Origin of the sequence: Pseudomonas promysalinigenes (genome assembly GCF_014269025.2) — a bacterium.
GTDB lineage: Bacteria > Pseudomonadota > Gammaproteobacteria > Pseudomonadales > Pseudomonadaceae > Aquipseudomonas > Aquipseudomonas promysalinigenes.
This window is the reverse complement of sequence record NZ_CP077094.1, coordinates 4,018,533-4,045,043: the sequence shown is the minus strand read 5'-3', so window position 1 is coordinate 4,045,043 and position 26,511 is coordinate 4,018,533. Positions and strand designations below refer to the sequence as shown.

The window sequence follows — 26,511 nt, the reverse complement described above, 5'->3', positions numbered from 1 at the left end:
CCAATGGACAAACTGATTATTACTGGCGGCGCTCGTCTAGACGGCGAGATCCGCATTTCCGGCGCGAAGAACGCAGCCTTGCCGATCCTCGCGGCGACCCTGCTGGCCGATGGGCCTGTTACCGTCGGCAACTTGCCGCACCTGCACGACATCACCACCATGATCGAGCTGTTCGGGCGCATGGGCATCGAGCCTGTGATCGACGAAAAGCTGGCGGTGGAAATCGACCCCCGTACCATCAAGACCCTGGTAGCCCCCTACGAGCTGGTCAAGACCATGCGGGCCTCGATCCTGGTGCTCGGCCCAATGGTCGCTCGCTTCGGTGAGGCTGAAGTGGCACTGCCAGGTGGCTGCGCCATCGGCTCGCGTCCGGTCGACCTGCATATCCGTGGCCTGGAGGCCATGGGCGCCAACATCGAAGTCGAAGGCGGCTATATCAAGGCCAAGGCGCCTGAAGGCGGCCTGCGCGGCGCGCACTTCTTCTTCGACACCGTCAGCGTGACCGGTACCGAGAACATCATGATGGCCGCAGCCTTGGCCAAGGGCCGCAGCGTACTGCAGAACGCCGCGCGCGAGCCTGAAGTGGTGGACCTTGCCAACTTCATCAATGCCATGGGTGGCAAGGTTCAGGGCGCAGGTACCGATACCATCACCATCGATGGCGTCGAGCGCCTGCATTCGGCCAGCTACCGTGTCATGCCCGACCGTATCGAAACGGGCACCTACCTGGTGGCTGCGGCCGTGACCGGTGGCCGGGTCAAGGTCAAGGATACCGACCCGACCATCCTTGAAGCAGTGCTGGAAAAACTCAAAGAAGCGGGCGCCGACCTCACCACCGGTGATGACTGGATCGAGCTAGACATGCACGGTAAGCGGCCGAAAGCCGTCAACCTGCGCACTGCCCCGTATCCGGCGTTCCCAACCGACATGCAGGCGCAGTTCATCTCGCTCAATGCCATCGCCGAAGGCACGGGTGCCGTGATCGAGACGATCTTCGAAAACCGCTTCATGCACGTGTACGAAATGCACCGCATGGGCGCGCAGATTCAGGTCGAAGGCAACACCGCGATCGTCACCGGTGTACCGGCCCTCAAAGGAGCCCCGGTGATGGCCACCGACTTGCGCGCCTCTGCGAGCCTGGTGCTGTCGGCACTGGTCGCCGAAGGCGATACGCTGATCGACCGTATCTACCACATCGACCGTGGGTACGAGTGCATCGAAGAAAAACTGCAGATGCTCGGCGCGAAAATCCGCCGTGTACCGGGCTAGTTGCCCGCTGGCACAGGGATGTGCCATTCGAATTGAATGCGGTCGGGCGAGCGTCGCCCGGCCGGCAGTAGCCGCTTAAGGACCGACGTTCCAATGTTGACCATCGCGCTTTCCAAAGGCCGTATCCTCGACGATACCCTGCCATTGCTGGCCGAGGCCGGTATCGTGCCGACCGAGAACCCGGACAAGAGCCGCAAGCTGATCATCCCCACCACTCAGGATGACGTGCGCCTGCTGATCGTACGTGCTACCGATGTGCCGACCTACGTCGAGCATGGCGCTGCCGATCTCGGTGTGGCTGGCAAAGACGTGCTGATGGAGTACGGCGGCCAAGGCCTGTACGAGCCGCTGGACCTGCAGATTGCCCGCTGCAAGCTCATGACCGCCGGTGCGGTCGGTGCGCCCGAACCCAAGGGGCGCCTGCGCGTTGCTACCAAGTTCGTCAACGTAGCCAAGCGTTACTACGCCGAGCAAGGTCGCCAGGTCGATATCATCAAGCTGTACGGCTCAATGGAGCTGGCACCGCTGATCAACCTGGCCGACAAGATCATCGACGTGGTAGATACCGGCAATACCTTGCGTGCCAATGGCCTGGAGCCCCAGGAACTGATCGCCACCATCAGTTCGCGCCTGGTGGTGAACAAGGCATCGATGAAGATGCAGCACGCCCGCATCCAGAGCCTGATCGACACGCTGCGCCAAGCGGTCGAATCGCGACACCGCGGCTAAGTTCTGCGCGCGGCCTTAGCTGCCGCGCCCGTCTATCCGCGTCATAGCCATTTTTCTCGGGTGCCCGCGCGGATGGACTGGTAGCCTAGGGCGCCTGAGCATTCGCTAATAATCGAGGCCCTCGCCATGACCGTGTCCACTGCAATTGCCCGTCTCAACGCTGCTGACCCGGATTTCGCCCGACATCTGGATCATCTGCTGAGCTGGGAAAGTGTGTCCGATGACGCGGTCAACCAGCGCGTGCTCGACATCATCAAGGCCGTGCGTGAACGTGGTGACGCCGCGCTGGTGGAGTTCACCCAGCGTTTCGACGGTGTTGACGCCAATTCCATCGACGATCTGATCCTGGGCCGTGAGCGCCTGGAACTGGCCCTGACCCGCATCACTGACGCTCAGCGTGAAGCGCTGGAAAAAGCCGCTACTCGCGTGCGTCTTTACCACGAGCGGCAGAAACAGGACTCCTGGCAGTACACCGAAGCTGACGGTACCGTGCTGGGTCAGAAGGTCACACCGCTGGACCGTGCTGGCCTCTACGTGCCGGGCGGCAAGGCGTCTTACCCGTCATCGGTACTGATGAACGCCATTCCGGCCAAGGTCGCAGGCGTTGGTGAAGTGGTGATGGTGGTGCCCACCCCGCGCGGTGAGGTTAACGAACTGGTGCTGGCTGCCGCCTGCATTGCCGGGGTCGACCGGGTGTTCACCGTTGGTGGGGCACAGGCCGTCGCGGCGCTGGCCTACGGCACCGAAAGCGTGCCGCAGGTCGACAAGATCGTCGGCCCAGGCAACATCTACGTCGCCACTGCCAAGCGCCATGTGTTCGGCCAAGTTGGCATCGACATGATCGCTGGCCCTTCGGAAATCCTCGTGGTGTGCGACGGCCAGACCGACCCGGACTGGATCGCCATGGACCTGTTCTCCCAGGCCGAGCACGATGAGGACGCCCAGGCCATTCTGGTCAGCCCGGACGCAGCGTTCCTCGACCGCGTGGCCGCCAGCATCGATAAGCTGCTGCCGACCATGGAGCGCGCCGAGATCATCGAAAAATCGGTCAACGGCCGTGGCGCATTGATCCAGGTGCGTGACATGCAGCAAGCCATCGAGGTGGCCAACCGCATCGCCCCTGAGCACCTTGAGCTGTCGGTCGCTGACCCACAGGCCTGGTTGCCGCAGATCCGCCATGCCGGCGCGATCTTCATGGGCCGTCACACTAGCGAAGCGCTGGGCGATTACTGCGCCGGCCCCAACCACGTGTTGCCGACCTCCGGGACTGCGCGATTCTCGTCGCCGCTTGGGGTGTATGACTTCCAGAAGCGCTCGTCGATCATCTTCTGCTCCGAGCAAGGTGCATCCGAACTGGGCCACACCGCCTCGGTTCTGGCCCGTGGCGAGTCGCTGACCGCCCACGCCCGCAGCGCCGAATACCGTATCTTGACCCAAGGCAAGGGGAACTGAACATGAGTCGATTCTGGAGCCCCTTCGTCAAGGCACTGGTCCCTTACGTACCCGGCGAGCAGCCCAAGATGGCCCGCCTGGTGAAGCTGAACACCAACGAAAACCCTTATGGCCCATCGCCCAAGGCGCTGGAAGCCATGCGCGGGGAATTGAACGATAACCTGCGCCTGTACCCGGACCCGAACAGCGACCTGCTCAAGCAGGCGGTTGCCGGCTACTATGGCGTCACCCCGGCCCAAGTGTTTGTCGGTAACGGCTCGGACGAGGTGCTGGCGCACATTTTCCACGGCCTGTTCCAGCACGACCGCGGCCCGCTGCTGTTCCCGGACATCAGCTACAGCTTCTATCCGGTTTACTGCGGCCTGTACGGCATCGGCTTCGAGCAAGTGGCACTGGATGAGCAATTCCAGATCCGCATCGCCGACTATGCCAAGCCCAACGCCGGGATCATCTTCCCCAACCCTAACGCACCCACTGGCTGCCTGCTGCCGTTGCAGGCGATCGAGCAGTTGTTGCAGGCCAATCGCGAGTCGGTGGTGGTGGTTGATGAGGCCTACATTGACTTCGGTGGCGAAACCGCCATCAGCCTGGTGGACCGTTACGATAACTTGCTGGTCACCCAAACCCTCTCCAAGTCACGTTCCTTGGCCGGGCTGCGGGTTGGGCTGGCGGTGGGGCATCCAGATTTGATCGAGGCACTGGAGCGGATCAAGAACAGCTTCAACTCTTACCCATTGGACCGGATGGCGATCGTCGGCGCAGCCGCAGCATTCGAAGATCAGGCTTACTTCGAGCAAACCTGCCGCCAGGTGATCGAGAGCCGTGAATCGTTGGTCGAGCAGTTGCTGGCCAAAGGCTTTGAAGTGCTGCCATCGGCGGCCAACTTCATTTTTGCCCGCCATCCGCAACAGGATGCTGCGCAGCTGGCCGCTCGCCTGCGTGAGCAGGGTGTGATCGTGCGTCACTTCAAGCAAGCGCGCATTGCTCAGTTCCTGCGCATCACCATTGGCACACCTGAGATGAATCAGGCACTGCTTGATGCTCTGAACTGAGGATCACCTGCCGGGGGCGGGCTAGGCTGCTCCCGGCAGGCGATGCTTCGAAATACTAGGCTTGATTAATTCATCGGATGATTGGTTGAATGGAATGAGTCACGAATTGGCAAAGCGCTCGCTGGTCGAACTGGCTGTAGAGCGCATGCGCGAACGCATCCTGCAAGGCCACTGGCAAGTCGGCCAGCGCCTGCCCACCGAGCCGGTGTTGGCGCTGGAAATGGGCATCAGCCGCAACACTGTACGCGAGGCCATGCGGGTCTTGGCATTCAGTGGGTTGGTCGAAGTGCGCCAAGGTGATGGCAGCTACCTGCGCACCTGCCAGGATCCGTTGCAAGCGGTGCAGGCCATGTCGCGTTGCACCTTTGAACAGGCTCGCGAGACACGACACATTCTGGAGGTTGAGGCCATCGGCCTGGCGGCGTTACGCCGCACTGACGAAGACCTGCGTGCATTACGCGCGGCGCTGGCGGGTAGTGCCGAACACTTTCACGGCGATATCGACGCCTATGTCAGCTGCGACCTGGTGTTTCATCAGCGCTTGATCGACGCCGCGCACAATCCCGCCCTGAGCGAGCTGTACCGCTACTTTTCAGGTGTGGTGGCCGCTGCGCTGCAACACAACATGGCGACCGTGCCGCGCTGTCAGGCGACCTTCGACCTGCACGGGCAGATCCTCGACGCCATCGAACAACGCGATCCGGAGCGGGCCAAGGCCCTCAGCCGGACCCTTATCGAATCTTGAAGATAAAACTGCCCATGACTGATCCAACGACCCGAGAGGCGCCCACCCGCGCTACAGACCTGGAAGAACTGCTGATCGACGCCGAGGCCGATGACGAGCAGGTGCAGCAACAGCCCCCAGCCTTGCACCGCCCATGGCTGTTGCTGCTTGGGCTGGTGCTGGTGGCGTTGAACCTGCGCCCGGCATTGTCGAGCATGGCGCCAGTGCTGAACCAGGTCACGGCAGGCCTTGGCCTGAGTGCCTCCGCAGCCGGCTTGCTGACCACGCTGCCGGTCCTGTGCCTGGGGCTGTTCGCACCCCTGGCGCCGGCACTTGCACGGCGCCTGGGGAGCGAACGGGTGATCCTTGGCATTTTGTTCACGCTGGCATTGGCTATCCTGGTGCGTAGCGCCATGGGGGTAGCCGGTGTATTCATCGGTAGCCTGATGGCCGGGGCCAGCATCGGCATCATCGGCGTGCTCTTGCCAGGGATCGTCAAGCGTGACTTCCCGCAGCACGCCGGTACCCTGACTGGCGTATACACCATGGCGCTGTGCCTGGGCGCAGCCATGGCGGCGGGGGCGACGGTGCCGTTGACCCAGCATTTCGGTGATAGCTGGGCCCTCGGCCTGGGCTTCTGGATGATTCCGGCGCTGTTGGCCATGCTTGTTTGGTTGCCACAAGCGCGGCAGGGCCATGGCCTGCACAAGGTCAGTTACCGGGTGCGCGGGCTATGGCGTGACCGGCTGGCTTGGCAGGTGACCCTCTATATGGGCCTGCAGTCGTCGCTCGCGTATATCGTCTTCGGCTGGTTACCATCGATCCTCATCGGCCGTGGCTTGAGCCCGACTGAAGCCGGCCTGGTGCTGTCTGGGTCAGTCATCGTGCAACTGGTCAGCTCGCTGAGCGCACCTTGGTTGGCCACGCGGGGGAAGGATCAGCGCCTGGCAATCGTGATCGTGATGCTGGTCACGCTGGCGGGGCTGTTCGGTTGCCTGTATGCACCGATCAGTGGGCTGTGGGGCTGGGCGGTGATGCTGGGGCTGGGCCAGGGCGGTACCTTCGCCTTGGCGTTGACGCTGATCGTACTGCGCTCCAGGGATGCCCACGTGGCGGCCAACCTCTCCAGTATGGCGCAGGGCGTGGGGTACACTGTGGCGTCCATGGGGCCGTTCGCGGTTGGCCTGGTGCATGACCTGACCGGTGGCTGGGCGGCAGTGGGCTGGATCTTCGCCGTGCTTGGCGTTGGGGCGATAGTCTTTGGGCTGGGGGCAGGGCGAGCCTTGCATGTACAGGTGACGTGCGAGCAGCGCTGACACCTGTGGTGCGCTCATCTGGCGCGATCGCCCGCTGGCGTATGCCGGCAGGGAGGATTATCGTGCAGCTTCCCAGAGCAAGGACCAACAAGCCCATGAGCGATGCCAACTGTGCTGTGATCACCCGCTTCTACCAGGCTTTTCAGCGTTTGGACGCAGAAGCCATGGTGGCTTGCTACAGCGACGATATCGTGTTCAGCGACCCGGTGTTCGGTACCCTGCGCGGCCGCGATGCTGGTGATATGTGGCGCATGCTGACCAGCCGAGCCAAGGACTTTTCGCTAACCTTCGACCAAGTGCGGGCCGACCTGCACAGCGGGTGCGCCCATTGGGTTGCCACCTACCTGTTCAGCCAGACTGGCCGCACCGTGGTCAATGATATTCAGGCGCGTTTCGTCATTCGCGACGGGCAAATCTGCCAGCATGATGACAGCTTCGACTTGTGGCGCTGGTCACGCCAGGCCTTGGGCGCACCTGGGCTGCTGCTGGGCTGGTCGCCGATGCTGCAGAACAAGGTGCGCCAGCAGGCGTGCAACGGTTTGCGAGCGTTCCAGCGCAGTCAAGGCAGCGCCACCGCCTGATCGCTTTCGTGATAGCTGAACTGAGCACGTTCTTGGAGTGTGGCGGGTAGCCGGATGCGGATAACCGGGATAAAGGTGCCATTGGTCCGGTGCCAGTCTTTCTGGTCCGCCTGAGCCTGATGCAAAGCTCCCCCCGGTCCCTCGATGTAGAAGAACGACTGAATCGGCAAGGTGCTCGAGCGATCTTCATCCCACGCGCGTATGATCACCTCGTTCCAGGGGTAGGGCATTTCGTTACCATAAAGCTGCTTGACCCGCAGGCTCTGATAAAAAGCATCGGCGCGTTCTGGCACCCGTTCCCGTTGTATGTCGAATGTGCACTGAGCTTTGTAGTCCGGGTTTTCTCTGAACTGTTCGATCCAATCCTCGGCGGTTAGGATGCCTCGTTCATGGCAGGCCATTTGTACGTCTGCGCTCTGGCGGTTGTTGCCACAACCGTGCCTGTCACGTTCCCAGCTGTCACTGTCGGTTGGCGAGGCGCAGAGCAGCTCGTACCGCAATGAGCCTTTGGGTCGTTGCAGCAGGGGATACAAGGTGTATCCACTGCGGCCATCTTCTGCCAATTGAAGGGTTGGAACATCTGCCCGCAGATACGAGAAGGATACGCCGCCTTTGGCTTTGGAGTTGGGGCTGTGATGCCAGGTGTGATACTTGGGCGAGGGCCGGGTACTGCGCAGCAGCACACCTGAGCAGGCATGGGCGGGTACGGCATTGCCTTGACATTGGGTAGGGGTCGAGTCGTAGTTACGCTGCATCTGTGCGGCGACTTGCGTGCCGGTAGAGGCATTGGCGTTGGCCACGGCAACCGACAGCGTGGCGCTGACCAGCAATTGGGTTAGTGTTGGAAACATGATGAAGCCCTTTTGAATTGGGCCCATCAAGCTAATGATGAAAAGAGCGAGCGTCGTGAGTGAAAATATACCGCCTGAGGTAGTGAAGCCTTGGTATGTCTACCTGGTGCGGGCCGCCAACGGCTCGCTGTATTGCGGTGTCAGCGATGACCCTCAGCGGCGGTTCGTGGCCCACCAGAAAGGCCAGGGCGCACGCTATTTCAAGACCAGCCCCGCGCAGGCACTGGTTTATGTCGAACAGTGGCCCGACAAGGGCGAAGCACTGCGTCAGGAGCGCCTGGTGAAGAAGTTGCGCAAATCGGCCAAGGAGGCTCTGGTTGCCTCCTATGATGGCGGGTGATCAGTCCTTGCGGCGCTTGAGCTGATCCACCAAGGTGGTCGGCAGGCCTTTGATGATGAGGGTGCCGGCGGCCTCGTCGTATTCCACCCTGTCACCGAGCAGATGCGCCTCGAAGCTGATCGAGAGGCCCTCGGCGCGGCCGGTGAAGCGGCGGAACTGGTTGAGCGTGCGTTTGTCAGCGGGGATTTCCGGCGATAGCCCATAGTCCTTGTTGCGGATGTGGTCGTAGAACGCTTTTGGGCGGTCTTCGTCGATCAGGCTCGAAAGCTCTTCCAAGGTAACTGGCTCACCCAATTTGGTCTGAGTGGTGGCGTAGTCGACCAGGGTCTGAGTCTTTTCGCGAGCGGACTCTTCAGGCAAGTCCTCGCTTTCCACGAAGTCGCTGAAGGCCTTGAGCAGGGTACGTGTTTCGCCCGGGCCGTCGACGCCTTCCTGGCAGCCGATGAAGTCACGGAAATAGTCCGAGACCTTCTTGCCGTTCTTGCCTTTGATAAACGAAATGTACTGCTTGGAGCTCTGGTTGTTCTTCCATTCCGACAGGTTGATGCGCGCCGCCAGGTGCAGTTGGCCAAGGTCGAGGTGGCGCGAGGGCTTCACATCCAGCTCGGCATCCACCGCTACGCCTTCACTGTGGTGCAGCAGGGCGATGGCCAGGTAATCGGTCATGCCTTGCTGATAGTGGGCGAACAGGATGTGGCCGCCAGTGGAGAGGTTGGACTCTTCCATCAGCTTTTGCAGATGTTCGACCGCCAGGCGGCTGAATGCCGTGAAGTCCTTTTCGGCTTCCAGGTACTGCTTGAGCCAACCACTGAGTGGATAGGCACCGGACTCGCCGTGGAAAAAGCCCCATGCCTTGCCTTGCTTGGCGTTGTAGCTGTCGTTGAGGTCGGCCAGCAGGTTTTCGATGGCATCCGATGCGGCCAGTTCGCTATCCCGTGCATGGAGCACGGCGGGGCTGCCATCGGGCTTCTTGTCGATCAGGTGAACGATGCAATGACGGATTGGCATGGAATTCTCGGTAAGTCCGGGGCGGCCGCAGGCCGCGCTGCAAAAGTTGGCCAGTTTACCCCAGACCACAGGTGGTGCTGTGGCCGGATGTTGGCTGAAATGTCGGTTGTTCGTTTTTTGTTCAAATTTGTAGCTTTTCGCCCAAAACCCCCGAAAAACCTGCACTAAATCGAGGCCGGTAGCGGATATTTATCCATTCCTGTGTTAGCTTTGCGCGGTCTTGCGCACCCCGTGTGGCGCATTGCTGGCAGCGTGCTCACGCGGTGTCGAACCAAACGCCGGATTACGCATCTACATGCGCGATTGGCGCGGCCCTCCACAGTTCAGGGGCTGGCCCGATAACGTCGTCGAACGCTGCATAACCACTGAATTTGATAGGGAAGGAACATCACCATGGCATTGACCAAAGACCAACTGATTGCCGATATCGCTGAAGCTATCGACGCGCCAAAGACCACCGCGCGTAACGCACTGGAGCAACTGGGCCAGATCGTTGCCGACCAACTGGAAAACGGCGCCGAAATCACTCTGCCAGGTATCGGCAAACTGAAAGTCTCCGAGCGTCCTGCCCGCACCGGTCGCAACCCTTCGACCGGCGCCGCCATCGAAATCGCTGCCAAGAAAGTTGTGAAGTTCGTTCCAGCCAAAGGCCTGAGCGACGCCATCAACAAGTAATTGTCGATGCGTTGATCACAACCGCGCCCGGGTTGCCCAGGCGCGGTTTTTTCATGCCTGCGATTTACGCCGGGCATGCCAGGCTTGGCGCGCGGCATCGTCTAGGAAGCTCCAGGCGACCATACGGCTCTGCTTTTGCCCCTGGCCCATCTCGGTAATGCGTACGGCCTTGGCTTCGGCCTTTTCGAGCGCCGCTTCGATACCTGGCAAGTTACTGGCTTTGGATACCAGGCTGGTGAACCACAGCACCTGTTGCGCGTATTGCTGGCTTTCCTCCACCAGCTGGGTAACGAAGCGGATCTCGCCGCCTTCGCACCACAGTTCGTTGTTCTGCCCGCCGAAATTGAGCACTGGCAACTTGCGCTTGGGGTCTTGCTTGCCCAGGTTCTTCCATTTGCGCTGGCTGCCGCGGGTAGCCTCCTCGCGCGAAGCATGGAAGGGTGGGTTGCATAGGGTCAGGTCGAAGCGCTCTTCGGTTTTCAGCAGGCCGGTGAGAATGCATTTGCGGTTGGCTTGCTGGCGCAGGCTGATGGCTTTGCTCAAACCGTTGGCTTGAACGATGGCCTTGGCCGAGCCCAGCGCAACCGGGTCGATGTCCGAGCCCAGGAAGCGCCAGCGGTAGTCGCTATGGCCTAGCAATGGATAGATGCAGTTAGCGCCCACGCCAATGTCCAATGCCTTGACCTGAGGGCCCCTCGGCACTTCGCCGGCGTTGTCTGCGGCCAACAGGTCTGCGGCCACATGCAGATAGTCGGCACGCCCTGGGATGGGCGGGCACAGGTAATCGGCAGGGATATCCCAATACTGGATGCCATACTGCGCCTTGAGTAAGGCTCGGTTGAACACACGCACCGCCTCTGGGTTGGCGAAGTCGATGCTGGGTTTGCCGTGGGGGTTGGTGATGCTGAAGCGGGCCAGGTCTGGGTGGGCCTTGATCAGGCTGGGAAAGTCGTAGCGGCCCTGATGGCGGTTGCGCGGGTGCAGGGTGGGTTTGTTCGAAGTCATGACAGTGTCCAGCCCTATACGAGCGGTGGCTATGGAGCCTGGGGCTGCTGGGCAGCCCCTTCGCGACACAAGGCCGCTCCAGCAGAACAGTAGCGCCTTTAGAGTCGGCGCCGTTCTGTGGAGCGGCCTTGTGTCGCGAAAGGGCCACAAAGCGGGCCCATCGGTCTCTCTAGAGATTAAAGCGCTGCAATGCGCGCATGCTGCTCGGTGAAGTTGGCCAGGGCTTGCTCGGACTCAGCCAGCTTGGCGCGCTCCTTCTCGATTACCGCAGGCGGTGCCTTGTCGACGAATGCGGCGTTGGACAGCTTGCCGCCCACGCGCTGAACCTCACCTTGCAAGCGCTGGATCTCCTTGTTGAGGCGAGCCAGCTCGGCGTCCTTGTCAATCAGCCCGGCCATCGGTACCAGTACTTGCAGGTCGCCGACCAGGGCAGTGGCCGACAGCGGGGCCTCGTCGGCATCGCCCAGTACCGTGAACGATTCGACTTTGGCCAGCTTCTTGAGCAACGCTTCGTTTTCCTGCAGGCGACGCTGGTCGTCAGCATTGGCGTTCTTCAGGAACAGCGGCAGTGGTTTGCCGGGGCCGATGTTCATCTCAGCGCGGATGTTGCGCAGGCCGACCATCAGTTCTTTGAGCCATTCGATATCGCCTTCGGCAGCCGCATCGATGCGGCTTTCATTGGCCACTGGCCATGGCTGCAGCATGATGGTCTTGCCTTCGATACCAGCCAGCGGCGCAATGCGCTGCCAGATTTCTTCGGTAATGAACGGCATGAATGGGTGCGCCAGGCGCAGCGCCACTTCCAGCACTCGCACCAGGGTGCGGCGGGTGCCACGGGCGCGCTCGACCGGAGCGTTCTCGTCCCACAGCACCGGCTTGGACAGCTCAAGGTACCAGTCGCAGTACTGGTTCCAGATGAACTCGTACAGCGCCTGGCTGGCCAGGTCGAAGCGGAACTGCTCGAGCTGGCGGGTGACTTCGGCTTCGGTGCGTTGCAGTTGCGAGATGATCCAGCGGTCTGCCAGCGAAAGCTCGTAGGCTTCGCCGTTCTGCCCGCAGTCCTCGCCCTTGTCCAGTACGTAGCGGGCGGCGTTCCAGATTTTGTTGCAGAAGTTGCGATAGCCTTCGACGCGGCCCATGTCGAACTTGATGTCGCGGCCGGTGGAGGCCAGCGAGCAGAAGGTGAAGCGCAGGGCGTCAGTGCCGTAGCTGGCGATACCTTCCGGGAATTCAGCTTTGGTCTGCTTGGCGATCTTCTCGGCAAGCTTGGGCTGCATCATGCCGCTGGTGCGTTTTTCCAGCAGGGCATCGAGGGTGATGCCGTCGACGATGTCCAGCGGGTCGAGCACGTTGCCCTTGGACTTGGACATCTTCTGGCCCTGGCCATCGCGCACCAGGCCGTGTACGTACACGGTCTTGAACGGTACCTGCGGGGTGCCGTCTTCGTTCTTGATCAGGTGCATGGTCAGCATGATCATGCGCGCAACCCAGAAGAAGATGATGTCGAAGCCGGTCACCAGCACATCGGTGGAGTGGAATTTCTTCAGGAACTCGGTCTGCTCCGGCCAGCCCAGGGTGGAGAAGGTCCACAGGCCCGAGCTGAACCAGGTGTCGAGCACGTCGTCGTCCTGGCGCAGCTTCACATCGCTGCCCAGCTTGTGCTTGGCACGCACTTCTTCTTCGTTGCGCCCGACGTAGACCTGGCCAGCTTCGTCGTACCAGGCCGGAATGCGGTGGCCCCACCACAGCTGGCGGCTGATGCACCAATCCTGAATGTCGCGCATCCAAGAGAAGTACATGTTTTCGTATTGCTTTGGCACGAACTGGATGCGGCCATCTTCCACGGCTTCGATGGCAGGCTCTGCCAAAGGCTTGGTGGAAACGTACCACTGGTCGGTCAGCCAAGGCTCGATGACCGTGCCGGAACGGTCGCCCTTTGGCACTTTGAGGGCGTGGTCATCGATACTGACCAGCAGGCCTTGGGCATCGAGGTCGGCGACGATCTGCTTGCGGGCGACGAAGCGGTCCAAGCCTGCGTACTGGGCAGGCAGGCCGGTTTCGATCTGCTCGTTGACGCTGCCGTCGAGGTTGAAGGCCTGCGCGGCGGACAGCACCAGTGCGTTCTTGTCGAAGATGTTCAGCAGGGGCAGGTTGTGGCGCTTGCCGACTTCGTAGTCGTTGAAGTCGTGCGCTGGGGTGATCTTCACGCAGCCAGTGCCGAACTCGGGATCGCAATAATCGTCGGCGATGATCGGGATGCGGCGGCCGACCAGTGGCAGCTCGACGAATTTGCCGATCAAGGCCTGGTAGCGCTCGTCAGTCGGGTTGACGGCAACGGCGGCGTCACCCAGCAGCGTTTCCGGACGCGTGGTGGCAACCACCAGATAGTCTTTGCCTTCGGCGGTCTTGGCGCCGTCGGCCAGCGGATAGCGCAGGTTCCACAGGTGGCCCTTCTCGTCGTGGTTTTCCACCTCGAGGTCGGAAATGGCCGTGTGCAGTTTGGTGTCCCAGTTGACCAGGCGCTTGCCACGGTAGATCAGGCCGTCCTCATGCAAGCGCACGAAGGCTTCCTTCACCGCCTCGGACAGGCCGTCGTCCATGGTGAAACGTTCGCGGCTCCAGTCCACGGACGAGCCCAGGCGACGGATCTGACGGCTGATATTGCCACCTGATTGGTCCTTCCACTCCCAGATTTTCTCCAGGAAGGCTTCACGGCCCAGGTCGTGGCGGCTTTGGCCCTTGGCTTCGAGCTGGCGTTCAACCAGCATCTGGGTGGCGATACCGGCGTGGTCGGTACCAGGCTGCCACAGGGTGTCGCGGCCTTGCATGCGGCGGAAACGGATCAGGGCATCCATGATCGCGTTGTTGAAGCCGTGGCCCATGTGCAGGCTGCCCGTCACGTTCGGTGGCGGAATCATGATGGTGTAGGACTCACCTGCACCTTGTGGAGCGAAATAGTTTTCGGACTCCCAGGTGTTGTACCAGGAAGTTTCGATGGCGTGCGGCTGGTAGGTCTTATCCATGCGCGGCGGGACCCTGTGCATTTATTCGGGAAAGCCGGGAAGTATAACCAAGCTGGGGGCCGCAGGCGACAAGCTGCTGCTATCTGGCAAGGCGGGCCTGGCGTGTGCTTACCTCAACCCACAAGGCCTGCTAATACCTCAAGGTGAGCACCAGGCTGGGAGATCGGCTTTACCCGCGAAGCATGCAGTGCGGTGTGTGGCACCGGCACCGCACACTTGCAGCCTCACTCCGAGCGTTTGATCAAGCGCTCGATCCGCGCATCCAAGCGGCGTTTGATCTCGTTTTCGATGTGTGGGGTGAAGTCGTTGATCACGTCCTGCATGATCATCTGCGCAGCGGCGCGCAGCTCGCTCTCCAGGTGCAGCAGAGTGTCCTGGCGGCGAGTCTGCGGGTCGTCCTGGGGTGGGCTTGCCATAGGCTGTTCAGAGGCTTGTGTTGCATGTGCGCTGGGCACATCAAGCAACAGCGGGATTTGCTCGACTGTTTCGGTAAGCAGCGGCGGTTGCAGGTCAGAATCGCCAAGCAGCTGGCGAATCGACTCCAGGTCATCCAGCAAGTGAGCAGAATCGGGTAGGGCGGAGGGCTTGTCCATCGTCGTCAAAGTCGCTGTAAGCGGTGGTCTTGCAGAGCATAGCCCTGTTCACGGTAGAAACGGAACCGCTCCCGGGCCGATTGGCGAATGCCTGGGTCCTCGACAACGATTTCGGCAACCCGCTCGAACTGGCCAACGAAACCCGGTACATCGGCACCCAGGTTTATCAGCAGGTCACGATGCTCCCCTGCGTCGTCCGCCAACCCCAGCGCTACTGACGTGTGCGGGTGCGTTTCAGCCAAGTCATGGGGTACGAACGCCTCACCCTTGAACTGCCAAAGCCGTTGGTCCAGCTCTTTACGCTGTTCGGCGTCCTGGCAATGCAGGTAGACCCGGTGGCCGAGGCGCCAGGCCTTTTCGCACAGTTTGCAGGCGAAATCGAGCCGCGCCGACAGCGAGTCGGTGGGAAGAATGTAGAAATCGACTTTGCTCATGGTGTGCTCTGCCAGCCAGCGGCGTCAGGGGCGCCGCTGGCTTCACGGCATCAGGCGCCGGCGCGGTCCAGCAGATACTGGGTCAGCAGGGGCACCGGGCGGCCGGTAGCGCCTTTGTCCTTGCCGCCGCTGATCCACGCGGTGCCGGCGATGTCCATGTGCGCCCAGTTGTAGGCCTTGGCGAAGCGCGACAGGAAGCAGCCTGCGGTGATGGTGCCGGCTTTCGGGCCACCGATGTTGCCCATGTCGGCAAATGGGCTGTCCAGTTGCTCTTGGTACTCGTCGAACAGCGGCAGCTGCCATGCGCGGTCGTCGGCACGCTTACCAGCCTCGAGCAGTTGACCGACCAGTTCGTCGTTGTTACCCATCAGGCCGGAGGTGTGGCTGCCCAGGGCGACGATGCAGGCGCCGGTCAGGGTGGCGATGTCGATCACCGCCTGCGGTTTGAAGCGCTCGGCGTAGGTCAGGGTATCGCACAGTACCAGGCGGCCCTCGGCGTCGGTGTTGAGGATTTCGACCGTTTGACCACTCATGGTGGTGACGATGTCACCTGGGCGAGTGGCGCCGCCGCTTGGCATGTTCTCGGCGCAAGCCAGCAGGCAAACCAGGTTGATCGGCAGCTTGAGCTCCAGCACGGCACGCAGCGTGCCGAACACGCTGGCGGCACCGCACATGTCGTATTTCATTTCATCCATGCCGGCACCGGGCTTGAGGCTGATGCCGCCGGTATCGAAGGTGATGCCCTTGCCCACCAGCACGAACGGCTTGTCGGCCTTTTTGCCGCCCTGGTAGTTCAGTACGATCAGGCGTGGCGGCTGCTCGCTACCCTGGCCAACGGCATAGAACGCGCCCATGCCCAGGTCTTTGATCTTTTTCTCGTCGAGGACCTCGACCTTCAGCCCTTTGTGCGCCTTGCCCAGGTCTTTGGCCTGCTCGGCCAGGTAGCTTGGGTGGCACAGATTCGGCGGCAGGTTGCCCAGATCGCGAGTGAACGCCATACCGGTGGCGATGGCACTGGCATGCTTGACGGCGCGCTCGACCTCGGCCACCCCGGCTTTGTCTGCCAGCAGGGTGACTTTCTTGAGGGCACGCGGTTCGGCTTTCTGACTTTTGAAACGGTCGAACACGTATTGGCCGTCGAGCAGGGTCTCGGTCAGCAGACGATACTTGCCGTAGTGGGCATCGCGGTGGCTGACGGCGATGTCATCCAGTGCCAGCACCGCATCGGTGCCGTTCAGGCCCTTGAGCACGCCAGCAACGCTGCTGATCAGTTTGCGCCAGGCGCGATCGCCAAGTGCTTCGTCCTTGCCGCTGCCGACCAGCAACACCCGTTCGGCCTTCAGGCCAGGCAAGGCTTGCAGCAGCAGGGTCTGGCCAGGTTTGCCAGCCAGGTCGCCGCGCTTGAGCACTGCGCTGATGGCGCCTTCACAAGCTTGGTCGACAGCCTTGGCGACGGTGCCGAGCTTGCGCCCTTCACCGACCGCTACCACCAGGGTGGCGGTTTTTACGGATGCAGCAGCTACGCTTTTTACAACCAGTTCCATGTCAGGGTCCCCGAATGATCTTTGCAGGTGGCGCTATGGTTTTTCGCGCTCTGGACGGGCCTGGCCGCGTTGTCGCGCACCAGTGGAAAAGCTGCCAGTTTGAGCCTCGGGCAAGCGTGCTGACAAGCCCGATGTGGCTGTTGATGCGCGGCCAAGTGACAGGCGCCGTCAATCACAGGATAATGCGCGCACTTCATATGGAGGTTCGCCGTAGGCGAACCGGCTTTGGTCCTGGATGTCACAGGCCAATGTTTGGCAGTCCGCCCCTGACAACCCAGGAGTGTCTGGTTTGATCGTCTTTCGTTATCTGTCCCGCGAGGTCCTGGTGACCTTGAGCGCCGTCAGCGCCGTGCTGCTGGTGATCATCATGAGTGGGCGCTTCATCAAGTACCTGGCCCAGGCCGCCCAGGGTATCCTCGACCCTGGCGTGCTGTTCCTGATCATGGGCTTTCGCATGCCAGGTTTCCTGCAGCTGATTCTGCCGCTGGGCCTGTTCCTGGGGATCCTGCTGGCGTATGGCAGGCTCTACCTGGAAAGCGAAATGACCGTGCTGTCGGCAACCGGCATGAGCCAGCAGCGCCTGCTGGCCCTGACCATGGCGCCGGCTGCTCTGGTCGCCCTGCTGGTCGCCTGGCTGAGCATGAGCTTGTCCCCCTTGGGCGTTGCCCAGGTACAAAAGATCATCGCCCAGCAGGACGCGATGACCGAGTTCGATACCTTGGTACCTGGCCGCTTCCAGACTTTGCGCGACGGTTCACGGGTGACCTACACCGAGCAGCTGTCTGACGACCGCGTGAAGCTGGCCGGGGTGTTCATTTCCGAGAAGCGCTTCAACCAGGACAAGACCAAGGACCGTGCCCCGTCGGTGCTGGTTGCCGAGAAGGGCCACCAGGAAGTTCAGGCCGACGGCAATCGCTACCTAGTGCTGGAAAACGGCTACCGCTATGACGGTAATCCGGGCCAGGCTGACTACCGCGCCATCAAGTACGACACCTATGGGGTGCTGCTGCCCAAGCCGGAGGTGGCTGAAGAGGTAACCGACCGCGAAGCGATTTCGACCCTGGAGCTGTTCGGCAAGACCGACCCACGCGAACGTGCCGAACTGCAATGGCGCCTGTCGCTTCCGATCCTGGTGTTCATCGTGACCCTCATGGCGGTGCCGCTGGCCAGGGTCAACCCGCGCCAGGGCCGCTTCCTCAAGCTGCTGCCGGCGATTCTTCTGTACATGGCTTACCTGACGATGCTGATTTCCGTTCGTGGCGCTCTGGAAAAGGGCAAGTTGCCCATTGGCCTTGGCCTGTGGTGGGTACATGGGCTGTTCCTGCTGATCGGCCTGGGCCTGATGTACTGGGAGCCGCTGCGCCTGAAAATGGCTGCCCGTCGTGCGGAGGTGGTCCGTGGCTAAGCTTGACCGTTACATCGGCCAGAGCGTGTTGTTGGCCATTCTGGCGGTGCTGGGGATTATTCTCGGCCTGGCCTCGCTGTTCGCCTTCATCGACGAGATGGGCGACCTGAGCGACACCTACACCCTGCTCGACGCCGGCAAATACGTGCTACTGACCGCGCCTCGGCGGCTATACGACATGCTGCCCATGGCGGGGCTGATCGGCTGCCTGATCGGCCTCGGCAGCCTCGCCAGCAACAGCGAGCTGACCATCATGCGCGCGGCGGGCGTTTCCATTGGCCGTATCGTCTGGGCGGTGATGAAGCCCATGCTGGTGCTGATGCTGGTTGGCCTGCTGATAGGTGAATATGTCGCTCCGGTCACCGAAAACAAAGCCCAGGCCGATCGGTCCTTGGCGCAGGGTGGCGGTGAAGCGCAGAGCTCCAAACATGGCATGTGGCACCGCCAGGGCGAGGAGTTCGTGCACATCAACGCGGTGCAGCCCAATGGCTTGCTGCTGGGTGTGACGCGCTATCGCTTCGACAGCGAGCGCAAGATCCAGTCGGCGAGCTTTGCCCGTCGGGCCCAGTTCGAAAGCGATCACTGGACCTTGAACGACATCAGCACTACCTACTTCCGTGGCGACCACACCGAAGTGGTGAAGGCGCCTTCGGAGCAATGGGACGTGTCGCTGACCCCGCAGTTGCTCAATACCGTGATCATGGCGCCTGAATCGTTGTCGATCACCGGGCTTTGGGACTACATCCATTACTTGTCCGATCAAGGCCTGAACAACTCCCGCTACTGGCTGGCGTTCTGGACCAAAGTGCTGCAGCCGATGGTCACCGCAGCGCTGGTGCTGATGGCGATTTCCTTCATCTTCGGCCCGCTGCGTTCGGTGACCCTCGGTCAGCGCGTGTTCACAGGTGTGCTGGTGGGCTTCGTATTCCGCATCGGCCAAGACTTGCTGGGCCCGTCGAGCCAAGTGTTCGGCTTCCCACCGCTGCTCGCGGTGGTAATCCCAGCGGGGATCTGTGCCGTGGCCGGTCTCTGGCTGTTGCGCCGTGCCGGCTGATGGCGACAACTGACCGATGACCGACCTACGGGTCAAAGTCGGTCAGTGACGCCAATGGGGCTGCTTGGCAGCCCTTCGCGGATAAACCCGCTTGCACAGTTTCTCCCCTAAAAAACCCCTGCGGGTTCCCGCCACGGGCCGCGACGCGGCCCCATAGCTGGGCGTACGAACTTGATCGAATGGCATTAGCCTGAAGGTCGGCTGTCTCACACCTGCTTCTTCGGTTTCGGCACGCGCACCAACTGGGTGTGTGAGTAAATGTCGTGCCAGCTGCGCCGACGCTTGTCGAACAATGACCAGATAAAGCCCAGCCCCAGGCAAAGCCAGGACGCAATGGCCACCATGAACCTCAGCAGCGCCTGCCATAGGCTGATCGCACTGCCGTCGGCGTTCTGCACACGCACCCCCCAAACCTGCATGCCCAAGGTCTGACCACCGTGGGTCCAGAATTTGGCAAAGAAGCCGAACAGTGCGAAAAGTAGGAGGGTCGAGAGCAGTGGGTCGCCATCCAGCGCGCCGGCCTCGGTCAGCTCGCGCATGCGGGCTTCGCCAATGATGGCCATCTGCACCATCTTGTAGGCACCGGCGGTGACGATCAGCAGTGCCGTGCAAAGCAGGAAGTCGTAGAACATCGCCGCCAGGCGCCGACCGAGGCCGACGGGTGGAAAGTCACCCTGGGGAGAGAGCAAGGGCTTGGGCATGCAATTTAGCTCCGAGTAACGAAGCCGCCATTCTACGGGCAAAAAAAAGCCCCTGCATATCGCAGGGGCTTCTGGGAGTCGGGCTTTGCCTTACACAGCCTGAACTTTGTCAGCCTGCATGCCTTTCTGGCCTTGAACTGCTTCGAAGGTGACCTTCTGGCCTTCTTTCAGGCTCTTGAAGCCGTTGCCTTCGATGGCGCGGAAGTGCACGAACAGATCCGGACCGCTTTCTGGAGTGATGAAGCCGTAACCTTTTTCGTCATTGAACCACTTGACGGTACCGTTCTGACGCTCAGCCATTGTCTTATTTCCTATGAAGCTTAAATATTGATGACAGTTTCTTTTGCGTTATATATACGCCAAAGAGTACTGGGCTGGGTTGCAGGAAAGTAAGAGACGTCGAACGGGTTGTAGCTAATCTAGGCTACTGGCCCAGGTCACGAACTGTTGCGACCCATGCAAACACAGTGTTGTGACTCTACGCCAAGTCCCGAGCGAAAAACAAGCCCTGGGTCGCGTCTAAAACAGGGCTTTCTCCAGGCCTTCGAAAATCTGCCGAAAACGCCGTAGTGCCTGGGCTGCAACCCTGTTCAAAAGTTATTGGGCAGGTTCGAAATCGAATATCTGCAACCTGCCACTGAACCTTATGTCCTGTCTTCAACCACGGTAGTAACGCTGTGCAACGAAAGGCATTTTGCTGACTTTCAAGGCAACCTTCTTACCGCGTACCAAGGCGAACAGGGGAGTGTCCAATGCACAGTGTTCGATATCGATATAGCCCATGGCGACTGGGGCGCCGAGTGTCGGGCCAAATCCGCCACTGCATACTTTGCCAACGTTATTATCGAACGCATCAACAATCTCCGCGCCTTCGCGTACCGGCGTGCGTTCTTGTGGTAACAGACCCACGCGCTTGCGGGCCACCCCCGTTTGCTGCTGGGCAAATATGACCTCGGCGCCGGGGAAACCACCGGCACGGCCGCCGTCTGCTCGGCGAACCTTGGACACTGCCCACAGCAGGCTGGCTTCGATTGGCGTGGTATGGGTGTCCATGTCGTGGCCATAGAGGCACAGGCCTGCTTCAAGGCGCAGCGAGTCGCGTGCCCCCAGCCCGATGGGCTGCACCTGCGGGTCGGCCAGCAGGCGGCGCGCCAATGCCTCGGCGGCGCCGACAGGCACTGAAATCTCGTAGCCGTCTTCGCCGGTGTAGCCCGAGCGGCTTACGTAACAGTCTTCATCGAGCAGTTTCACTGCGCGCACCTGCATGAACGTCATGCCAGCAACCTCGGGTACCAGGCGTTCCAGCACCTTCACCGCAGCCGGGCCCTGCAGCGCGAGCAGGGCTCGTTCCTGGAACAGCGCCTGCACTTCACAACGGTTGCCGATATGCTTGCGCAGGTGGGCCAGGTCCTGCTCCTTGCAGGCCGCGTTGACCACCAGGAACAAGGTGTCGTCGCCCAGGTTGGCGACCATCAGGTCGTCGAGGATGCCACCTTGGTCGTTGGTGAACATCGCATAGCGCTGCATACCCACTGGCAGGTCGATGATGTCTACCGGCACCAGAGTCTCCAGTGCCTTGGCGGCGTCTGCGCCGCGCAGCAGGATCTGGCCCATGTGCGATACGTCGAACAGGCCTGCCTGTTCGCGGGTGTGCAGGTGCTCCTTGAGCACCCCCAGCGGGTACTGCACCGGCATGTCGAAGCCGGCGAATGGCACCATGCGCGCGCCCAGCTCCAGGTGCAGGGCGTGCAGCGGGGTCTTTTGCAGTGTTTCGGACATCGATGACTCCTTGGTTGTATATCGGGTCAACATTCGATGATGTTGACGGCCAGACCGCCGCGGGCGGTCTCCTTGTATTTGCTTTTCATGTCGGCGCCGGTCTGGCGCATGGTACGAATCACCTTATCGAGCGACACGTAGTGCTGCCCGTCACCGCGCAGGGCCATGCGCACCGCGTTGATCGCCTTGACCGAGCCCATGGCATTGCGCTCGATACACGGCACCTGTACCAACCCGCCAATGGGGTCGCAGGTCAGCCCAAGGTTGTGCTCCATGCCGATTTCAGCAGCGTTCTCGACTTGCTGCACGGTGCCGCCCATCACCTCACACAAGGCCCCGGCGGCCATCGAACAGGCTACCCCCACCTCGCCCTGGCAGCCGACTTCAGCCCCGGAAATCGAGGCGTTTTCCTTGTAGAGGATGCCGATGGCGGCAGCGGTCAGCAGAAAACGCACCACCCCCTCTTCGCTGGCACCTGGGACGAAGCGCATGTAGTAGTGCAGCACTGCCGGCACGATGCCCGCCGCACCGTTGGTGGGCGCGGTGACTACCCGCCCGCCATTGGCGTTTTCCTCGTTGACCGAAAGGGCATAGAGGTTGACCCAGTCGAGCACCGACAATGCATCGCGCAGGTTGGCTTCCGGGTGGCGGCTCAGTTGGCGGTACAGTGCCGGAGCGCGGCGCTTGACCTTCAGGCCGCCGGGTAGAACCCCTTCGTGACGGTAGCCGGCTTCGACGCAATCCTGCATCACCTGCCAAATGTGCAGCAGGCCGCTGCGGGTTTCGCTTTCAGGGCGCCAGGCGGCCTCGTTGGCCAGCATCACCTGGCTGATCGACAACTGGTGCGCGATGCAGTGGCCGAGCAAAGCTTTGGCGGTCGTGAATGGATAGGCCAGCACGGTGCTGTCTTCGACGATTCGGTCCTGGCCGGCAGCATCCTCATCCACCACGAAGCCACCACCTACCGAGTAGTACTCGCGGCTGCGAATTTGTAGACCGGCGCCATCGAAGGCTCGGAAAATCATGCCGTTGGGGTGGTAGGCCAGGGGTTTGCGGATCATCGCCAGGTGCTGCTTCTCGTCGAACGCGATGGTCTTCTCACCCAGCAGGCTGAGCTGACCGCTAGCGCGGATGGCCTGCAGGCGGGCGGGAATGATTTCGGTATCGACGCTATCTGGGTGCTCGCCTTGCAGGCCGAGCAATACCGCCTTGTCACTGCCGTGGCCTTTGCCGGTGGCGCCAAGCGAGCCGTAGAGTTCGGCCTTGACGCTGACGGTGCTGGCCAGCAAGCCATCGCGGCGCAGCCCCTGAACAAAGCGCGCGGCAGCGCGCATAGGCCCGACCGTGTGGGAGCTGGAGGGGCCGATGCCGATCTTGAACAAGTCGAAGACGCTCAGTGACATGCTGCCTCCAGCTGGGTTGTTTGGGCGGACACTGAACCGAGCGGGAGCGGGTTGGCCCGCGAATATGGCGATGCAGCCACTAACGCATTCGCCGGTGAACCCGCTCCCACAGGTTGTGTGTCAAGCCTAGATGCTATCAGGCGTCCTGATAGCTCTCGATCGACGGGCAGGCGCAGACCAGGTTGCGATCACCAAACACGTTGTCGACGCGACCGACCGGCGGCCAGTACTTGCCTTGCACCAGGCTGGGCAGTGGATACACGGCCTGCTCACGGCTATAGCCATGGCTCCATTCACCTACCAGTTCCGCTGCAGTGTGCGGGGCGTTTTTCAACGGGTTGTCATCTTTGTCAACGCTGCCGTTTTCCACGGCGCGGATCTCTTCGCGGATCTGGATCATGGCGTTGCAGAAGCGATCCAGTTCTTCCCTGGACTCACTTTCGGTCGGCTCGATCATCAGCGTGCCGGCCACCGGGAACGACATGGTCGGGGCGTGGAAGCCAAAGTCGATCAGGCGCTTGGCCACGTCATCGACGCTGATGCCGCTGCTGTCCTTGAGTGGGCGCAGGTCGAGGATGCATTCGTGGGCGACCAGGCCGTTGCCACCGGTGTACAGCACTGGATAGTGCTCTTCCAGGCGGCGGGCGATGTAGTTGGCGTTGAGAATCGCCATCTGCGAGGCACGTTTGAGCCCGGCACCGCCCATCATGCGAATGTACATCCAGGTGATCGGCAGGATGCTGGCGCTGCCGAACGGCGCGGCGCATACGGCCCCCTCGGGGTTTTCCAGCGCCGCGTGACCTGGCAGGAACGGCGCCAGGTGCGACTTGACGCCGATCGGCCCGACGCCTGGGCCGCCACCGCCATGAGGAATGCAGAAGGTCTTGTGCAGGTTCAGGTGCGAAACGTCGCCCCCGAATTTGCCTGGGGCGCAAAGGCCGACCATGGCATTCATGTTGGCGCCGTCGATATACACCTGGCCGCCGTTGTCATGGATGATCGCGCAGATCTCGCCAATCGCTTCTTCGAACACGCCGTGGGTCGACGGGTAGGTGATCATGATCGCCGCCAGGCGCTCGCGGTGTTCGATGGCCTTGGCGCGCAGGTCTTGGACATCGACGTTGCCACGGGCATCACAGGCGGTGACCACCACACGCATGCCGGCCATGTGCGCGGTCGCAGGGTTGGTGCCGTGAGCCGAGGAAGGGATCAAGCAGATATCGCGGTGGCCTTCGCCGCGGCTGCGGTGGTAAGCGCGGATCGCCAGCAGGCCTGCGTACTCGCCCTGGGAACCGGCGTTGGGTTGCAGCGACACCGCGTCGTATCCGGTGGCGGCGCACAGCATCGCCTCAAGTTCGGTAGTCATCTGCAGGTAGCCCTGGCTTTGCTCAGCTGGGGCGAACGGGTGCAGGTTGCCAAACTCGGCCCAGGTCACTGGGATCATTTCGCTGGCCGCGTTGAGCTTCATGGTGCACGACCCCAGTGGGATCATGCTGCGGTCCAGCGCCAAGTCCTTGTCGGCCAACAGGCGCAGGTAGCGCATCAGCTCGGTTTCGCTGTGGTAGCGGTTGAACACCGGGTGCTCAAGGATCGCCGACTGACGCAGCAGGGTGGCCGGCAAACGCGAGCCGGTGCTGGCTGCCAGGCTAGCGAAGTCGGGCTGAGCCTGATCGCTGCCGAACAGTTGCCAGAGGGCCTCGACGTCGGCTTGGGTGCTGGTTTCGTCGAGCGACAGGCCCAGGTGGGCAGCGTCGATCTGGCGCAGGTTGATACCCTGGCCCCGCGCCTTGTCATGCAAGCTGGCGGTGGCACTGCCGGTGGCCAGGGTCAGGGTGTCGAAGGCGGTTTCCCCAACCACTTCCAGGCCCAGGTTTTTCAGGCCGGCCGCGAGAATCGCGGTGAGGGCGTGAGTGCGCTCAGCAATGCGCTTGAGGCCCGCCGGGCCGTGGTACACGGCGAACATGCTGGCGATGTTGGCCAGCAGCACCTGGGCGGTGCAGATGTTGCTGGTGGCTTTCTCGCGACGGATATGCTGTTCGCGGGTCTGCATGGCCAGGCGCAGGGCAGTTTTGCCGAAGCGGTCGATCGAAACACCGACCAGGCGGCCAGGCATGTCACGCTTGAAGGCATCGCGGGTAGCGAAATAGGCCGCATGGGGGCCACCAAAGCCCAGCGGCACGCCGAAGCGCTGGGCGCTGCCGATGGCAACGTCGGCGTCGAACTCGCCAGGCGGGGTGAGCAGGGTCAGGGCCAGCAGGTCGGCGGCGACTGCGACCAAGGCATTGGCGGCGTGAAAGCGCGCGACGACCTCGCGGTAGTCGAACACCTCACCGTTGCTGGCTGGGTATTGCAGCAATGCGCCGAAGAAGGCGCTGACATCGCCCAGTTCACGTTCGTCACCCACTACGATTTCGATGCCCAGCGGCTCGGCACGGGTGCGCAACACGTCGAGGGTCTGAGGGTGGCAGTGCACGGAGGCGAAGAAGGTGTGGCTGGCCTTGTTCTTCGACAGGCGCTTGCAGAAGGTCATGGCCTCGGCCGCTGCGGTGGCTTCGTCGAGCAAGGATGCGTTGGCGATCGGCAGGCCGGTAAGGTCACTGATCAGGGTCTGGAAGTTCAGCAGTGCTTCCAGGCGGCCCTGGGAAATCTCTGGCTGGTAGGGGGTGTAGGCGGTGTACCAAGCCGGGTTTTCCAACAGGTTGCGCAGGATCGGCGATGGGGTGTGGGTGTTGTAGTAACCCTGGCCTATATAGCTCTTGAACACTTGGTTCTTGCCCGCGATGGCCTTGAGCGCCGCGAGGGCATCGGCTTCGCTCTGGCCGTCTTGCGAGCCGAGCACGCTGGTGCCTTTAATGCTGTCAGGGATGACCGCTGCGGTCATGGCGTCCAGCGAATCGAAGCCCAGGGTGGCGAGCATGGCCTGCTCGTCGTCGGCGCGCGGGCCAATGTGACGGGCAATGAATTCGTTGGCGGTGCCGAGGTTGATAGTCATGGTCGGGCTCCTCAGGCGTCGTCGTTGGCTTTGATCAAGCGGTCGTAGGCGTCCTGGTCGAGCAGGGCGTTGACTTGGTTCATGTCGGCCGGGATGAAGCGGAAGAACCAGCCTTCACCCAGCGGATCTTCGTTGACCAGTTCGGGGCTGTCGTTGAGGCCTTCGTTGACGGCGACCACTTCACCGGTCAGGGGCATGTACACACCACTGGCGGCTTTCACCGATTCGACGGTGGAGGCTTCGGCGCCTTTTTCATAAGGCTGCAGCTCAGGCAGTTGCACATAGACCACATCGCCGAGGGCGTTCTGGGCGTAGGCGGTGATGCCCACGGTGACACTACCGTCGTCTTCGACGCGTAGCCATTCGTGATCTTCTGTGAAACGCAACTCGCTCATGGGGGATCCTCGGGAAGCAGGGCGATGGGCGCGGTGCGGCCGCGCTCTTGAATTGCGAATCCCGAAGCAATAATGCGGCCAATATTAATAAAGCCTTATAAATCAATGATTTGAAGGTGGATGCGATAAAGGCGCGCCCGGCCACTGTAACGAATTCGCTACATTTGAAGGGTGGCCTAAAACTCG

General features: G+C 61.6%; 24 protein-coding genes. 11 read left to right on the top strand and 13 right to left on the bottom strand.

Features of this window, described 5'->3' with window-relative positions:
• The first annotated feature begins 3 nt into the window (after positions 1 to 3).
• From murA to HU725_RS18325, 7 genes are all read left to right on the top strand, one after another.
• Positions 4 to 1,269 (top strand): UDP-N-acetylglucosamine 1-carboxyvinyltransferase, encoded by a 1,266-nt coding sequence (gene murA, locus HU725_RS18355; protein ID WP_060478752.1) that lies wholly within the window; start codon positions 4 to 6, stop codon positions 1,267 to 1,269.
• A 93-nt stretch (positions 1,270 to 1,362) separates the two neighbouring features.
• Entirely contained in the window at positions 1,363 to 1,998 is a 636-nt protein-coding gene (gene hisG / locus HU725_RS18350; protein WP_060478751.1) for an ATP phosphoribosyltransferase, read from the top strand.
• 126 nt (positions 1,999 to 2,124) lie between these two features.
• Complete coding sequence (gene hisD, locus HU725_RS18345; RefSeq protein WP_060478750.1) at positions 2,125 to 3,450, top strand: histidinol dehydrogenase; 1,326 nt, start codon at positions 2,125 to 2,127, stop codon at positions 3,448 to 3,450.
• A gap of 2 nt (positions 3,451 to 3,452) precedes the next feature.
• Complete coding sequence (hisC, locus tag HU725_RS18340; RefSeq protein ID WP_186477699.1) at positions 3,453 to 4,502, top strand: histidinol-phosphate transaminase; 1,050 nt, start codon at positions 3,453 to 3,455, stop codon at positions 4,500 to 4,502.
• 94 nt (positions 4,503 to 4,596) lie between these two features.
• Positions 4,597 to 5,247, top strand: coding sequence for a FadR/GntR family transcriptional regulator (locus tag HU725_RS18335; protein ID WP_060478748.1), 651 nt, complete (start codon positions 4,597 to 4,599; stop codon positions 5,245 to 5,247).
• A 14-nt stretch (positions 5,248 to 5,261) separates the two neighbouring features.
• On the top strand, positions 5,262 to 6,542 hold the full coding sequence (locus HU725_RS18330) for a CynX/NimT family MFS transporter (RefSeq protein ID WP_186477700.1): 1,281 nt from the start codon (positions 5,262 to 5,264) through the stop codon (positions 6,540 to 6,542).
• A gap of 95 nt (positions 6,543 to 6,637) precedes the next feature.
• Complete coding sequence (locus HU725_RS18325) at positions 6,638 to 7,123, top strand: nuclear transport factor 2 family protein (RefSeq protein WP_186477701.1); 486 nt, start codon at positions 6,638 to 6,640, stop codon at positions 7,121 to 7,123.
• Here HU725_RS18325 and HU725_RS18320 read toward each other — a convergent pair.
• Positions 7,102 to 7,974, bottom strand: coding sequence for a hypothetical protein (locus HU725_RS18320; RefSeq protein ID WP_186477702.1), 873 nt, complete (start codon positions 7,972 to 7,974; stop codon positions 7,102 to 7,104). The genes HU725_RS18325 and HU725_RS18320 overlap by 22 nt on opposite strands.
• 55 nt (positions 7,975 to 8,029) lie before the next feature.
• Between HU725_RS18320 and HU725_RS18315 the strand changes: the two genes are divergently transcribed.
• Positions 8,030 to 8,314: a GIY-YIG nuclease family protein gene (locus tag HU725_RS18315; RefSeq protein ID WP_060478744.1), complete on the top strand. Its 285-nt coding sequence runs from the start codon at positions 8,030 to 8,032 to the stop codon at positions 8,312 to 8,314.
• On the opposite strand, the gene yejK is transcribed toward HU725_RS18315, so the two are convergent.
• The gene (gene yejK / locus HU725_RS18310) at positions 8,315 to 9,322 is read right to left on the bottom strand and encodes a nucleoid-associated protein YejK (protein ID WP_060478743.1); all 1,008 of its coding nucleotides are present in this window, start codon (positions 9,320 to 9,322) and stop codon (positions 8,315 to 8,317) included.
• 393 nt (positions 9,323 to 9,715) lie between these two features.
• Between yejK and HU725_RS18305 the strand changes: the two genes are divergently transcribed.
• Entirely contained in the window at positions 9,716 to 9,997 is a 282-nt protein-coding gene (locus tag HU725_RS18305) for an HU family DNA-binding protein (protein ID WP_060478742.1), read from the top strand.
• A 51-nt stretch (positions 9,998 to 10,048) separates the two neighbouring features.
• On the opposite strand, the gene rlmF is transcribed toward HU725_RS18305, so the two are convergent.
• The 5 genes from rlmF to HU725_RS18280 form a co-directional block, all read right to left on the bottom strand.
• Positions 10,049 to 11,002, bottom strand: coding sequence for a 23S rRNA (adenine(1618)-N(6))-methyltransferase RlmF (gene rlmF, locus HU725_RS18300; protein ID WP_186477703.1), 954 nt, complete (start codon positions 11,000 to 11,002; stop codon positions 10,049 to 10,051).
• Positions 11,003 to 11,178: 176 nt separating this feature from the next.
• Positions 11,179 to 14,025 (bottom strand): valine--tRNA ligase, encoded by a 2,847-nt coding sequence (locus HU725_RS18295; protein ID WP_186477704.1) that lies wholly within the window; start codon positions 14,023 to 14,025, stop codon positions 11,179 to 11,181.
• A 224-nt stretch (positions 14,026 to 14,249) separates the two neighbouring features.
• A complete protein-coding gene (locus HU725_RS18290) occupies positions 14,250 to 14,618 on the bottom strand; it encodes a DNA polymerase III subunit chi (RefSeq protein ID WP_186477705.1) in 369 nt (122 codons plus the stop codon).
• Positions 14,619 to 14,623: 5 nt separating this feature from the next.
• On the bottom strand, positions 14,624 to 15,052 hold the full coding sequence (locus HU725_RS18285) for a DNA polymerase III subunit chi (RefSeq protein WP_186477706.1): 429 nt from the start codon (positions 15,050 to 15,052) through the stop codon (positions 14,624 to 14,626).
• A 50-nt stretch (positions 15,053 to 15,102) separates the two neighbouring features.
• Positions 15,103 to 16,596: a leucyl aminopeptidase gene (locus tag HU725_RS18280; RefSeq protein WP_186477707.1), complete on the bottom strand. Its 1,494-nt coding sequence runs from the start codon at positions 16,594 to 16,596 to the stop codon at positions 15,103 to 15,105.
• A 289-nt stretch (positions 16,597 to 16,885) separates the two neighbouring features.
• On the opposite strand from HU725_RS18280, the gene lptF reads away from it, so the two are divergent.
• Positions 16,886 to 18,001 carry an LPS export ABC transporter permease LptF gene (gene lptF, locus HU725_RS18275; protein WP_186477708.1) on the top strand — a complete coding sequence of 372 codons (1,116 nt, stop codon included), beginning with the start codon at positions 16,886 to 16,888 and terminating at the stop codon, positions 17,999 to 18,001.
• Positions 17,994 to 19,055, top strand: a complete 1,062-nt coding sequence (lptG, locus tag HU725_RS18270) for an LPS export ABC transporter permease LptG (protein WP_186477709.1) — start codon at positions 17,994 to 17,996, stop codon at positions 19,053 to 19,055. Before lptF ends, lptG begins: the two co-directional genes overlap by 8 nt.
• 206 nt (positions 19,056 to 19,261) lie before the next feature.
• On the opposite strand, the gene HU725_RS18265 is transcribed toward lptG, so the two are convergent.
• The 6 genes from HU725_RS18265 to gcvH form a co-directional block, all read right to left on the bottom strand.
• Positions 19,262 to 19,756, bottom strand: a complete 495-nt coding sequence (locus HU725_RS18265) for an RDD family protein (protein ID WP_186477710.1) — start codon at positions 19,754 to 19,756, stop codon at positions 19,262 to 19,264.
• A 90-nt stretch (positions 19,757 to 19,846) separates the two neighbouring features.
• Positions 19,847 to 20,056, bottom strand: coding sequence for a cold-shock protein (locus HU725_RS18260; protein WP_186477711.1), 210 nt, complete (start codon positions 20,054 to 20,056; stop codon positions 19,847 to 19,849).
• A 357-nt stretch (positions 20,057 to 20,413) separates the two neighbouring features.
• A complete protein-coding gene (gene gcvT, locus HU725_RS18255) occupies positions 20,414 to 21,535 on the bottom strand; it encodes a glycine cleavage system aminomethyltransferase GcvT (protein ID WP_186477712.1) in 1,122 nt (373 codons plus the stop codon).
• A 26-nt stretch (positions 21,536 to 21,561) separates the two neighbouring features.
• The gene (locus HU725_RS18250; RefSeq protein ID WP_186477713.1) at positions 21,562 to 22,938 is read right to left on the bottom strand and encodes an L-serine ammonia-lyase; all 1,377 of its coding nucleotides are present in this window, start codon (positions 22,936 to 22,938) and stop codon (positions 21,562 to 21,564) included.
• A gap of 136 nt (positions 22,939 to 23,074) precedes the next feature.
• A complete protein-coding gene (gcvP, locus tag HU725_RS18245; RefSeq protein WP_186477714.1) occupies positions 23,075 to 25,930 on the bottom strand; it encodes an aminomethyl-transferring glycine dehydrogenase in 2,856 nt (951 codons plus the stop codon).
• 11 nt (positions 25,931 to 25,941) lie between these two features.
• Complete coding sequence (gene gcvH / locus HU725_RS18240) at positions 25,942 to 26,325, bottom strand: glycine cleavage system protein GcvH (RefSeq protein ID WP_060478730.1); 384 nt, start codon at positions 26,323 to 26,325, stop codon at positions 25,942 to 25,944.
• Positions 26,326 to 26,511: the final 186 nt, after the last annotated feature.

Coding starts and splice junctions, on each gene's coding strand:
- HU725_RS18295 (WP_186477704.1), bottom strand. CDS start 14,025: ATGGATAAGACCTACCAGCCGCACGCCATCGAAACTTCCTGGTACAAC.
- hisC (WP_186477699.1), top strand. CDS start 3,453: ATGAGTCGATTCTGGAGCCCCTTCGTCAAGGCACTGGTCCCTTACGTA.
- gcvH (WP_060478730.1), bottom strand. CDS start 26,325: ATGAGCGAGTTGCGTTTCACAGAAGATCACGAATGGCTACGCGTCGAA.
- yejK (WP_060478743.1), bottom strand. CDS start 9,322: ATGCCAATCCGTCATTGCATCGTTCACCTGATCGACAAGAAGCCCGAT.
- gcvT (WP_186477712.1), bottom strand. CDS start 21,535: ATGTCCGAAACACTGCAAAAGACCCCGCTGCACGCCCTGCACCTGGAG.
- rlmF (WP_186477703.1), bottom strand. CDS start 11,002: ATGACTTCGAACAAACCCACCCTGCACCCGCGCAACCGCCATCAGGGC.
- HU725_RS18330 (WP_186477700.1), top strand. CDS start 5,262: ATGACTGATCCAACGACCCGAGAGGCGCCCACCCGCGCTACAGACCTG.
- HU725_RS18280 (WP_186477707.1), bottom strand. CDS start 16,596: ATGGAACTGGTTGTAAAAAGCGTAGCTGCTGCATCCGTAAAAACCGCC.
- HU725_RS18305 (WP_060478742.1), top strand. CDS start 9,716: ATGGCATTGACCAAAGACCAACTGATTGCCGATATCGCTGAAGCTATC.
- HU725_RS18290 (WP_186477705.1), bottom strand. CDS start 14,618: ATGGACAAGCCCTCCGCCCTACCCGATTCTGCTCACTTGCTGGATGAC.
- HU725_RS18325 (WP_186477701.1), top strand. CDS start 6,638: ATGAGCGATGCCAACTGTGCTGTGATCACCCGCTTCTACCAGGCTTTT.
- murA (WP_060478752.1), top strand. CDS start 4: ATGGACAAACTGATTATTACTGGCGGCGCTCGTCTAGACGGCGAGATC.
- HU725_RS18320 (WP_186477702.1), bottom strand. CDS start 7,974: ATGTTTCCAACACTAACCCAATTGCTGGTCAGCGCCACGCTGTCGGTT.
- gcvP (WP_186477714.1), bottom strand. CDS start 25,930: ATGACTATCAACCTCGGCACCGCCAACGAATTCATTGCCCGTCACATT.
- HU725_RS18265 (WP_186477710.1), bottom strand. CDS start 19,756: ATGCCCAAGCCCTTGCTCTCTCCCCAGGGTGACTTTCCACCCGTCGGC.
- HU725_RS18335 (WP_060478748.1), top strand. CDS start 4,597: ATGAGTCACGAATTGGCAAAGCGCTCGCTGGTCGAACTGGCTGTAGAG.
- HU725_RS18285 (WP_186477706.1), bottom strand. CDS start 15,052: ATGAGCAAAGTCGATTTCTACATTCTTCCCACCGACTCGCTGTCGGCG.
- hisD (WP_060478750.1), top strand. CDS start 2,125: ATGACCGTGTCCACTGCAATTGCCCGTCTCAACGCTGCTGACCCGGAT.
- hisG (WP_060478751.1), top strand. CDS start 1,363: ATGTTGACCATCGCGCTTTCCAAAGGCCGTATCCTCGACGATACCCTG.
- HU725_RS18250 (WP_186477713.1), bottom strand. CDS start 22,938: ATGTCACTGAGCGTCTTCGACTTGTTCAAGATCGGCATCGGCCCCTCC.
- HU725_RS18260 (WP_186477711.1), bottom strand. CDS start 20,056: ATGGCTGAGCGTCAGAACGGTACCGTCAAGTGGTTCAATGACGAAAAA.